General features: G+C 71.3%; 7 protein-coding genes. 4 read left to right on the forward strand and 3 right to left on the reverse strand.

Annotated features, from left to right (window positions below; translation table 11 throughout):
• Window positions 1-15 precede the first annotated feature (15 nt).
• From Vqi01_RS25200 to Vqi01_RS25210, 3 genes are all read left to right on the forward strand, one after another.
• Window positions 16-129, forward strand: a complete 114-nt coding sequence (locus Vqi01_RS25200; RefSeq protein WP_204037332.1) for a class III lanthipeptide — start codon at window positions 16-18, stop codon at window positions 127-129.
• A gap of 97 nt (window positions 130-226) precedes the next feature.
• On the forward strand, window positions 227-2,905 hold the full coding sequence (gene lanKC, locus Vqi01_RS25205; protein WP_204037333.1) for a class III lanthionine synthetase LanKC: 2,679 nt from the start codon (window positions 227-229) through the stop codon (window positions 2,903-2,905).
• Window positions 2,902-4,422, forward strand: a complete 1,521-nt coding sequence (locus Vqi01_RS25210; RefSeq protein WP_204037334.1) for an ATP-binding cassette domain-containing protein — start codon at window positions 2,902-2,904, stop codon at window positions 4,420-4,422. Before lanKC ends, Vqi01_RS25210 begins: the two co-directional genes overlap by 4 nt.
• Before the next feature lie 21 nt (window positions 4,423-4,443).
• On the opposite strand, the gene Vqi01_RS25215 is transcribed toward Vqi01_RS25210, so the two are convergent.
• The 3 genes from Vqi01_RS25215 to Vqi01_RS25225 all read right to left on the reverse strand — a co-directional run bounded on the left by Vqi01_RS25215 (window position 4,444) and on the right by Vqi01_RS25225 (window position 10,829).
• A complete protein-coding gene (locus Vqi01_RS25215) occupies window positions 4,444-7,335 on the reverse strand; it encodes an ATP-binding protein (protein ID WP_204037335.1) in 2,892 nt (963 codons plus the stop codon).
• Between the two features lie 112 nt (window positions 7,336-7,447).
• Window positions 7,448-7,660 carry a hypothetical protein gene (locus Vqi01_RS25220; RefSeq protein WP_204037336.1) on the reverse strand — a complete coding sequence of 71 codons (213 nt, stop codon included), beginning with the start codon at window positions 7,658-7,660 and terminating at the stop codon, window positions 7,448-7,450.
• Window positions 7,661-7,736: 76 nt separating this feature from the next.
• Window positions 7,737-10,829, reverse strand: a complete 3,093-nt coding sequence (locus Vqi01_RS25225; protein WP_204037337.1) for a type 2 lanthipeptide synthetase LanM family protein — start codon at window positions 10,827-10,829, stop codon at window positions 7,737-7,739.
• Between the two features lie 413 nt (window positions 10,830-11,242).
• Between Vqi01_RS25225 and Vqi01_RS25230 the strand changes: the two genes are divergently transcribed.
• Window positions 11,243-11,404, forward strand: a complete 162-nt coding sequence (locus Vqi01_RS25230) for a hypothetical protein (protein WP_204037338.1) — start codon at window positions 11,243-11,245, stop codon at window positions 11,402-11,404.
• Window positions 11,405-11,495: the final 91 nt, after the last annotated feature.

Here is an 11,495-nt window from a genome sequence, read left to right on the forward strand (position 1 = left end):
GAGGAGGTGAACAGGATGAGCGTTCTCCGTTTGCAGACCATGCAGCCGCGCGCCGTGGAGTACGGCGTGCTGGGCAACAGCTGCAGCAGCAGCACCCACTCGTGCTGCAACGGCGAGCAGCAGAAGTGATGTACGGGCCGGGTAGGGACGACCCCGTTGCCCTACCTGGCCCCTCGCTTCACGGGCGGACGTACGCACTCATGACGAGCCACGCGGGCAGGTTGGTATGCGCGACGAACGATGGGTCAACCGGTTTCTCTTCGCCTGGGACGACACGCTCTTCTACGATCCGCTCGACGTCTACTACCGGCCGCGGCCGGACCACTTCCTGTCCGACCTCGACGAGGAGACCAGGTCGCGCTTTGTCCGCTCCGGCATCTGGTGGAGCTACCGGCACAATCCCGCCCTGCCCACGCAGGGATGGAAGATCCATGTCTCGGCGTCGCGGCACGACGTGCGCGAGGTGGTCGGCACGGTCATCGGCTACCTGACCGAACAGGGCGTCGACTTCAAGGTCGCGCTCGACCTCAACGTCTTCGAGATGCTCAACTCCAAGGGCATGGCTCGGGGCAGCTCCGGCAAGCTCATCACGATCTATCCGAACGACGACGACGAGTTCCGCAGATGCCTCGCCGACCTGGCGCGGCTCCTGGCCGACGCCGAGGGCGCGTACGTGCTCTCCGACATGCGTTACCGGGACTGCAAGGCGCTCTACTTCCGCTACGGCCAACTGCTGGACACCCACACCGTCGACGCCATGGGCCGGCGGGTGCCGTACATCATGGGCCCCGACGGCCCGGTGCCCGACGACCGGAAGCCGGCGTTTTCCCAGCCCTGGTGGCTGCCCTGGCCGCTGGACGACTGGAAGCCGGCGGAGGAGGCCGACGACGAGGAACTCCTCGGCGGGCGTTTCCGGGTCGTCGAGGCGATCCAGTTCTCCAGCAGCGGTGGCGTCTACCGCGCCGAGGACACCGCGCACGGCGACCGACCGGTCGTGATCAAGGAGGCGCGCCCCCACACGCACATCAACCTGCGCGAGGGCCACGACGCGGTCGACATCAACGCGCGCGAGTGGACCTTCCTGAACCGCCTGGCCGACGTCGGCTCGTTCCCGGCCCCGGTGGCCAGGTTCCGCCACTGGGAGCACCACTTCCTCGCCGAGGAGTTCGTCGAGGGCTCCGACATCCGGGCGATCCTGTTCGAGCACAACCCGCTCGTCAAGCCGCGCTTCGACGCCGCCGGGTCGCGGGACTTCCTGCGCGTCTTCCTCACCGTCTTCCGCGGTCTGGCCAGCGCGATCCAGGCGGCGCACGAACGGCACGTGATCCTCGGCGACCTCACCGCCACCAACCTGCTCATCGACCGCGACACCTTCAAGGTCACCGTCATCGACCTCGAGTCGTGCCGGCTGACCGAATCCACCGACGAGGACCAGCACCTACAGCAGTCGATCGAGCTGTACACGCCGGGCTTCAGCCACTCGCGGCGCTTCGGCGGCGCGTCCTCCACCGAGGGCGACCTGTACAGCGTCGCGGCCATCATGGCCTACTTCATCTTCCCCATCGCGGCGATGTCGTTCCTGCGCGAGGACGTCTTCGATCTCTACCGGATCTACACCGACAACCTCGGGTGGCCCGAGGAGATCCACAAATTGATCGTCGACCTGGCCGAGGCGAAGACCTCGCTCAGCGAGGTGCTCGACCAGCTCGGGAACGAGGCCGAGCTGGTCGAGCGGGTCGAGCTGCCGACCCGCCCGCCGGTGGTCGAGCAGCGGCTCGGGCTCGCGGAGGTGGAGGCCGGGGTTGGCGCGTTCATCGAGGCCACGGCCGACCTCGACCGGCGCACGCTGTTCCCGGTCGACCCCTTCGCGCACCTCACCAATCCGTTGAGCCTCGGTTTCGGCGCCACCGGCGTGCTGTGGGCGCTCGACCGCTCCGGCCTGTCCATCCGGGCGCAGTGGCGCACCTGGCTCGACGAGCGGGTACGCGACATCGAGGTCGACGAGTACCCGAACGGGCTGATGAGCGGCCTGGCGGGCATCGCCTGGGCCCTCGACGACATCGGCGCGGCCAGCACAGCACGGGAGTTGCTGGCGCAGGCCAACCGGCGGGTCACTGCCTCCGAGGACTACACCTTCTACTACGGTCTCGCCGGGCTGGGCATGACCAACCTGCGCTTCTACCTGCGCGGGCATGCCGAAGGCGACCTCGCCGCGGCCCGGAGGTGCGCGCAACTGCTCCGCGACAGCGCGCACCGCGACGGCGAGCACGTCTACTGGCTCAACGAGTTCGCCACCGACGGGCCACTGACCGGGCTGGGCTTCGGTCAGGCCGGCGTCGCCCTGTTCCTGCTGCGGATGTACCAGATCACCCGGGACGAGTCCTACCTGCGGCTCGGCCGACGGGCACTGGACTGGGAGATGGCCAATGCTGTTGCCTGGGATGGTGATTCGGTCACCTTCGAGCACAACCGGACCCTGTTGCCGTACGTCGAGGTGGGCTCGGCCGGGGTCGCGCAGGTTCTGCTGCGCTACGGCGACCTGGCTGCGGCGCGGCCGGTGCTGCGGAGCCTGGACATCGACTATGCCGCGATGCCCGGTTACGCCTTCGGCATGAGCGGGATCGTCGACGCGCTGCTGGACGCGGCCGAGATCCTCGGCGACCGGTCGTACCGTCAAGTCGCCCTGCGGCAGCTCGACTATGTCCGGAAGGTCTTCCTCTTCGAACCCGCGCAGCGGTTCGGGGTGCCCCGGCGCGGCGACACCACCCCGCTGGCCATGCCCGGCGAAGGGCTGTTGCGCTGCGCCTGCGATCTCATGACCGGCTCGGCCGGGGTGCTGCGGGTGCTGCACCGGGTCAACCATGGCGGGACGACGGACTTCCTGCTCGACGAGGTGCCACGGTGAGCGAGCTGTGGCGCACGTTGCAGGGCAACCGCCCCCGGTTCGCGCTGATCGTCGTGATCGAGGCGATCCTCGGTGGCACCGAGGCCCTGCTGCACCCGCTACTGATCAAGGCGATCTTCGACCAGGCGGTCCTGGCCGGCGACTTCGGCCGGTTCCTTGCTCTCGGCGCGTTCTACCTGCTGCTCGGCCTCGCCATCAACCTCGGGGCCTACGCGAACTCGTGGTGGCGCAAACGGTTCGAGAACTCGTTCGTGCTGTCGCTGGAGATGGAGTTGCTGGACCGCACGCTCGGGTTGGACAGCCGGCAGATGGCCACCGCCGGCAACGCTTCGTACGTCAGCCGGATCCACAACGACGTCCGGGAGGGCGTGCTGCCGGCCATCGACGTCTCGGTCCGGGTGGCAAAGCAGGTCATCGCCTCGGTCGTCTTCGTCGGCGTGCTGCTCTACCTGTCCTGGCAGGCGAGCCTCATCCTGCTGGTCATCGTCCCGCCACTGGTGTTCGTCAGCAACCGCATCGCCAAGCGGATCGGGGAGAACACCGAACCCGAGCGGGAGGCCGAGGCCCGGTACATCAACAAGCTGACCCGGACGCTGGAGGCCGTCCGCGCGGTGCGTGGACTGCCGTTGCTGCTGCCCGGCGCCCGGCAGGTCAACCGCACGGCGCTGTCGGGATTCCTCGACATCACCTTCGTCAACCATCGCCTCAACCTCCGGCAACGTACGCTCAGTGACCTCACCATGAACCTGTCGGACACCGCCGCCATGGTCGTCGGGGCCTTCTTCGTGTTCGCCGGCCGGATGTCGTTCGGTGGTTTCCTCGCCTTCGTGAACTCACTGTGGCGGGCGGTCACCGGCATCCTCACCGTCATCAACACCATCCCGCAGTTCCGCCGTAACGCCGCCGTGCTGCGGCGGATCCACACGCTGCGCGGCTTCACGGCGGCCCCGTACCACGAGCGGGGCCCGATGGTGCTGCTGCACGGGGTACGGGTCTCCTACGATGCCGGCACCCGCGTGTCGATCGAGGCCTTCGAGCTGCACCCCGGCGAGCACGTGCTGCTGCGCGGGCCCAACGGCTGCGGGAAGACGACGCTGTTGCAGATCGTCGCCGGCACCCTCGCGCCCGACGCCGGTCTGGTCACGCTGCCACCCCGGGTCGCCTCGCTGACCGCACCGGTTCACCTGCCTCCCCTGCCGGTACGCGACCTGGTCCCCGACGAGGGTCTGCGTGTCTCGATGGGAGTGGACGGCCTGAATGACCAGTTGCCCACCCGGCTCTCCTCCGGGCAGCGGCAGAAGGTCGGCATCGCCGCTCTGCTCTGCGAGGACGCCGACGTCTACCTCGTCGATGAACCGTTCGCCAACCTCGACGACGAGGCGCGGGAGTTGGCGCTGCGGGAACTGACCGAGCGCACCCGGGGTCGCGGCCTGCTCATGGTGCTGCACGGAGACGAAGAACTCGACGACCGGTTCGACCGGGTGGTGACGTTGTCCGGGGCAGGGGCACGGCGCTGAGCCGGTGGCGGGCCGAGGTGGTCAGCCGCGGTGCTCGCGGGCGAACTCGCCCAGCGCGAATCGATTCCGCAGGCCGGTCTTGACGATCAGATTGGAGATGTGCCGCTCCACCGTGCGCGAGGAGAGGAACAGCCGTTCGGCGATCTCCCGATTGCTGAGGCGGTCGACCAGCAGCCGCATCACCTCGAACTCCCGTCCGGTGACCCCGACCGACCGCAGCGCGGCGGGTACCTGGTCGAAGTTGGTCCGCCGCTGCGGCACCCGGGCGCCGGCGGCACGCAGCAGGGTACGGCAGGCGCCGGCGACGGCGCTGACCTCGGCCTGGTGGAAGTACTCCTCGGCGGTTCGCAGCCATTCGACCGGAGCGCCCCACCCGTCGTGCTGCGCCGCTTCGGCGACCAGCCGCAATCCCAGGTGCCGTCCCATCGGGTACGGCTGCCCGACCCGCAGCGCCTCGGCGACGGCGCTGGTCGCGCCGGCCGCGTCCCCGGCCCGTCCGGCGGCGACCGCCTGGGCGAAGATCGCAAACTGGCGGTCCCAACGGAACGGGCTCAGCGCGGTGCCCGGCGGCGCCTCGCCGTCGGCTGACATCACGGTGAGCAGGAGGCCGATGCCGTGCCGCCCGACGAGCTGGACCGTTCCGGGATGGCGGTCCTCCGCCGCGAACGCCAGGGACAGTTCCTCCCCGGCCCGCTGGCGGTTCTCCTCCAGCAGGGCGCAGAACGCGCGGGCCAGGCCGTGGATGCGTGGTTTGTTGCGGCTCTGCTCACCGTGCTCGGCCGTGAGCCGGGTCAGGGCGTCGTCCATGTCCCGTCGGCGGCCCCGGTGGGCGGCGAGGACCACCTGGAGCAGCCGGACGTACTCGGTCGTCTCCCGTAGCCGCAGCCTGCTCGTGGCGATGCGTACCTGCTCGATCAGGGTCGACGCCCGGGTGAACTCGCACCGCAGGATCGCCTGCAGGGCGATGCTGGCCTCCGCCTGGTGGCGGGCGGTCACCGCGCCGATCCGGGCGGCCTGCGCGCTCGCCTGTTCCAGCCGCGATGTGTCGGCCTCGCGCAGGGCGTCGTCGTTGCCGAGCCGGACCAGGGCGTGTATTTCCCAGATCGGCAGGTCGTGTTCCACCGCGATCACGCGGCTGCGTTCCAGACACGCGGTGGCCTCCGCCGCGTCGCGTTGGCGCACCAGCGCGCCGAGCAGCTGCCAGGCCTGGCAGGCGACCACCGGCAGGGGCACGGACTGTGCCACCCTCGCCGCTTGCCGGGCCATCTCCTCGACCTTGTCCAGGTCCGCTCCGGGCCGGTCCAGCTCCAGGTGGGCGGAGACGACGTCGACCTCGGCGAGGTCGGCCGGCGGCGCGTCGGCGCCGAGCAGGGTACGGGCGGCCCTCACCCGCTCCAGGCCCTCGTCGAGATCGCCGGCCAGCATCGCGGCCCAGGCGAGCCGGGTGTGCAGACGGGCCAGCCTCCGCTGGTCGAGCGCCCCGCCCATCTGCTCGACGATCTGCACGGCGGCCAGCGCGCGGTCCATCCGTCCGGCTTCGACCAACGCGTAGATCAACGGTTCCAACGCGTCGGCGCGGCCGGAGGGTTCGTCCTCGGCCAGCAGGTCCCACGCGCGTTCGAGAAGGGCGACCGCCGAGCTGGCGGCGCCCGCGGTGAGGGAGCGTCGTCCTGCCTCGGCGAAGTGCCGGCCTGCGGCGACCCGCTCGCCGGCCGCGAGCCGCAGGGCGGCGGCGACCTGGCACCATTCGCCGGGCAGGCCGGGATGCACGGTAACAACCGCTTCGGCCGCCCGCCGGGCCAGCCGGATCCGTTCGGCGGGCTGGAGCAGGCTCAGCAACGCCTCCTGGATCAGCGGATGCTGGAACCGGTACCAGTCCGGGGCCCGATCGTCGGCGGCGACGAGCTGCGCCGCGACCGGGCCCCGCAGGTGGGTGAGCAGTTCCCGGTCGGTCATGCCGGTCACCGCCTGCGCCACGCTGAGCGGGAAACGGGAGCCGAGCAACGCACCCGCCATGATCAGATCCCGGGCCGGCCCGGAGAGCTGCTCGGTGCGGCGGCGGACGCTGCGCATGAACGTGTCGGGGCGATTGGCCAAGGCTTCCTCGTGCAGCCGCCAGCCGGTGGGCGTCTCCACCAGCACGTCGCTGTGCCACATGCTGGCCAGCAGGTCCTCGACGAGGAAGGGATTGCCGGTGCTCCCGGCCCAGACCAGTTCGGTGACCGCCGCCGGAACGTCCCCGACCTCGGTCTCGAGATAGCTGGCGATCATCTGGAGCACCTCGGCCCGGTCGAGCCGGTGCAGCTCGATCAGCAGACCGCGCCCACGCTGGGCGACCGAGCGGACCAGATCCAGGGCGGGGCACGGCTCGGAGCGCAGCGTTGCGAGCAGGAGAGTGTGCTGCTGGGACAGGTTGTCGACCAGGTACTCGGTCACGCCGAGGGTCTCCGAGTCGGCGTCGTGCAGATCCTCCAGCGTCACCAGGCAGCCGGTGCCCTGCCCGGCCAGCGCGGTGAAACGGAGCACGGCCTCGGCGAGGATGACCAGGGAGGCGTCGCTGTGCTCCAGGCCGGCGGGGCGGGGGTCCGGCACCAGCCGGCCCAGCACCGGCCGGTACGGACCGAGCGCGTCGAGGTCCACCGCGTCGCCCGAGCGCACCAGCGACAGGATCGCCTCGGTCAGCGGCCGGTACGGCACCAATGGACCCGTGGTGCTGCTGCGGCCCTGCATCAACCGCATGCCGCTGGCGTAGGCGAGGTCGGCGGCGGCAGCCGCCAGCCGGGACTTGCCGATGCCCCCCTCGCCGACGAGGAAGACGGCAGCGCCGGCGCCCGCCCGCGCGGCGGCCAGCTTCTCCTCGATGACACGTCGCTCGTCGTCCCGGCCGACGATGGTTGACGAACGACTCCTCACGGCTGTCGGATATTACCGTCGGTGCACATCCTGGTCCACGGCACGTGTCGGGCGGGGCCCGGTGCGGTGGTTCCGGCCCGCTTGGCCGGGCCCGGCGACGACATCGGCCCGATCAGCGTTCTGTGATCGGGGGGCAACAGGTCGAGTGGGTTTCCGCGATCATCCGCACCGGGTCCTCGGTGAACTCCACGGCGGCGACGCCGCCGGTGGTGGCGACGACCAGTCCGGCGAGGATCGCGGCCCGCACCCCGAAGGATGACCGGCGCTGCTCGGGCTCGTCGTCGCTCTCCACACGGTGCGTCTGGTTGTCGTCGCGGCTGAACATGCAACCTCCCGGGTTAGCGGACCTCATTGGGATCCGTCCATTGTGATCGAACGGCACTTGACCGGCGATGCCTGGCTCATCCTGCCGGCTCCACCGGCTGCAGCAGCAGCACCGAGGGCACCTGGGCGGCAAAACCGACGCGCAACAGCCCGTACCCGATCCCGGCCAGCCCGGTGAGCAGGCCGGGCGTCTCCATCTCGTCGGGAGTTCCGCAGATCGGGCCATGCCGGTGGATCGCGTCGAGCACAAGCCCAGCGCGGCGGTTGCGTTCCCGCGCAGCCTGCGGGTGGCCGGCCTCGGCCAGTACGGTCAGCACCTCGGCGACGCCCATCTCACCGTGGCACAGGCTCAGGTCGCGCGGCACCTGCCGGGCGGTCAGCGCCCGCAGATCCCGTTCGACGGCGGCGGCCGGGCGGCCCGCGACCGTGGCGGCCAGCACCCGTCCGGCCTCCCCGGCGCACCAGCCGGGAACGCCATCGGAAATCGGGGAGGCGGAGGGCGTCAGCGCCGTGGCACGGGCGGCCAGCGGCCGGTAGCGGGAATTCATTTCCGCCATCCGGTACAGCGCGTACGCGATACCACCCCAACCCGTCACGAAGCCCTCCGGCACGTCGCCCGGTACCGCCCGCCGCACCAACAGCACCAGCAGGTCGGCGCAGCGCTGGGCGAGCGCCAGCGCCGACCGCAGCCCCAACTCGCGGTACACCGCGAGCATCGCGGCCAGGCAGCCGGCGAGGCCGTCGCGCCAGTCGGGCGGGGCCTGCCTGGTCACGGTGGCGGCCAGGTCGACCGTTTCGGCGGCCAGCGTGGCCAGTTCCGCGTCGTCGAGCAGCACCGCCAGCCGGCCCAGCCCGTAGGCCATGCCGCCCAGGCCGGACAGGCCGCCACAACCGACCGCTGCCGCCAGGTGCGGCTGGTCGGCGAGCAGGCTGCGCAGTTGTGGGTACGCACGCACCGCGCTGCGGGCCACCGTGGCATACCTCGGCACTCCGCTGAGCCGGGCCGCGTGGGCCAGGAAGAGCGCGATGCCGAGGGTGCCGTGCGCCAGGCCCAACCCGGTCGGCAGCAGCAGCCAACGCTGCTCGTCGACCGGCTCGACGCCCAGCCAGCTGACCCGGTCGCCGTCGGCGATACCGCAGGCGACGAGCCGGTCGGCCACCTCGCACGCCGCGGCGAGAAGCCGCTGGGGCGGGGCGGCGACCGCGTCGAGGTTCGTCAGTGCCGGCCGGTCGAGACGATGTGCCGGCACGGGCCGGCGGATGGCCATCGTCGCCTTGACGATCCACTCCTGGTCCTGCAGGTCCACGTCGCCGAGGCGGTCGATGGTCCCGGTCACCCGATCGATCTCGGGTTCGGCCAACAGCGTCGGCAGCCGGGTGCGGTCCGAGGCCCACACCTCGCGGCCACCCGGACGGGTCTGGAAGAGCGGGACGTCGCCGGCCCACAGGTCGAGCGCCTCGTGTGGTGCCGCGGACCGGCGCAGCTCGTCGGGCGCCGAGGTCCACAACGCGTCGAGCGCCTGATCCCGGTCGAGCCCGTCACGCAGCACGTCGGGATCTCCCAGGGCGTCGAGCAGGGCGTGGTATTCACGGGTGGGCCGGAGCACCACCCGCACGTGCAGGTCGGCACAGCGGCGGACGATCTCCGCCAGCCGCTGCCGGTCCCGGCGGGCAGCGTCGTAGCCGGAACGGAACCCGTGCAGCAGGTCCCGCTGGTACGCCGCCGGATCGACGACCCGACCGCCCAGGCGAGGCCGGCTCGGCCCCTCGATGACCTGCAACGCCCGGCCGACGAACCGCATCTGGTCGGTGCCGGCCGCCTCCCAGCGCCAGGTCACCGCTCCCACCGAGCCGGTCAGTGCGGAGGTGTCCACCCCGTGCTCGCCGACCTCGGCCGACGGCAGCAGCGCGGTACGGGCCACCGAGCCGGCGAGCACCCGTGCGGCAGGGTCGTTGCTGCCGATTCCCGGCATGCTGGGGTGGAACAGGGTCTCCGCGTCGACCACCACGGGTTGGTCACCGGCGGCGATGATGTTCTCGCAGTGCATGTCCGTGGCGTGCACGATGTACAGCAGCGCCAGCAGCGACCCGAGCCGCCGGTAGTAGGCCGCCGCGGCGGCGGGGTCGGCCAGCGGCGCCGCAGCGACGAACTCCATCCAGCCGTACTCGCCACAGGCGTGCACGATCGGGCTGCGCAAATCCAGCCCCGGGTTGGCGGCCTTCAGCCAGGCGATCAGCTCAGCCAGGCCCAGCGACGTCCCGATGCCACGCGGCTTGTAGACGATCCGCGCCCCGCTGCTGAAGCGGAGGACCCGGACGACGTCGCCACGCTGGTGCGGATCGCCCTGGCCGGTGCCGACCGCGCACAGCGCCCCGGGATCGGTGCCGCCGAGCACGACCCGGACGATCTCCGTCCGGTCGGCCGCGAAGCGGGTCAGCGTCGTGGCCAGCGCCTCGGCCTCGAACCGGCTCGTCTCGGCCAGCAGCCGGGCCAGCACCGGATAGGTGCAGAAGAACCGGCACAGCCCGTCCGGTCCGGTGAGCTGCCGGACGAACTCCGCGAACCGCTGCCGGCCATCGCTCCCGCGCAGCCGGCCGCTGTCGCGCCAGTCGTGCAACTCCGCCACGATCGCACGAGCGGCCAGGCACACCAGCCGGTCGTTCAGGTCGGCGCGGAATCCTTCCGCCACCGAGACGAGGTCGAGTTGCGCCGTGGCCTGGACCGGCGTGAGCCGGGCGACGGCCTGCTCGACCGCCGCCGCGACCAGGGTCCGCATCGGCCAGGCGAACGCCTCCTGCCAGCGGTCGGGCACGGGTACCTCGGCGGGCGGTACGGCCGCCGACCGGATCGCCGCCTCGACCATCCCCACCCAGTCGGGACGCGCGACGCGGGCAGCCAGCGCGGCCGATGGCTCGGCGAGCAACCGCAGCAGGCCGGCCTCGTCGAGCCCGACATCGGACAGCCGCCACCGGAACGCCGGGCCGCCACGCGGACCGTACCGCTCCCGCCACCGGTCGAACCTGGCCCGGGAGGTCCCGTCCCGCCGCTCGGTCACCTGGTCGACGCCGTGGGCCCGCTCGTGCAACGCCAGGGCCGGCACCCACCAGCCGTCATCGAGCCCGTCGGGCGCGGGGGCACCGTCGGCCCGTCGCATCGGCTCGACGCTCATACGCGCAGAGCATGCCAGCCGCGCCCGACCCGTTCATGGGTGGATACCACGTACTTTCCCGGCCGACATCGATGGCCTGGCCGCGCGGCCCCTTTGCCCTTTCCGGCAGCTCGCGCGCCCTATCGACGGGTCGAAACCCCACTCATGGCCGGGCCCTGAAAGCCCGCGTCATAGATAGGGCCAGCCCTCCTCGACGTCGAGCCGAGACGTGCATGGTTGCCTCAAGGAAGCCTTCGGGGAGATGCGCGATGCATGTCGGGCTGGTAAACCTTGCCACCCGCTACCTCGGCCTCCGGCCGAGGGTTCGGCGAGCCGCGGCCGGACGGCCGCCTCCGGCCCTCGTCCGGTTCGGGTGAAGCCACCTCACCCGAACCGGACGCAAAATGGGCGCATCGGCGAGAGGGGACGATCCGATGAGCACGCCCATGTCGAACGACCGGCGGCAGCCGACCTACCTGCAGCAGAGCGGCCGCAAGCAGTTGACGCCACGCCAGCGCCGACGCGTCGAACACAAGCAGGGCCGCATCGAACGCCTCGGCGGCCAGCCCCGCGAGGCGCGCGGCCCCGGCCGGTGACGCGTATGGAAGCATCAAGTGCGGGCCACTCCAACCACTCGAACTCACCTGAAGCGGTCATATATTCACCTTGCCGGAGCCTTGTCCACTA

It is taken from the genome of Micromonospora qiuiae, from assembly GCF_016863555.1.
In the GTDB taxonomy this organism is placed as follows: domain Bacteria; phylum Actinomycetota; class Actinomycetes; order Mycobacteriales; family Micromonosporaceae; genus Micromonospora; species Micromonospora qiuiae.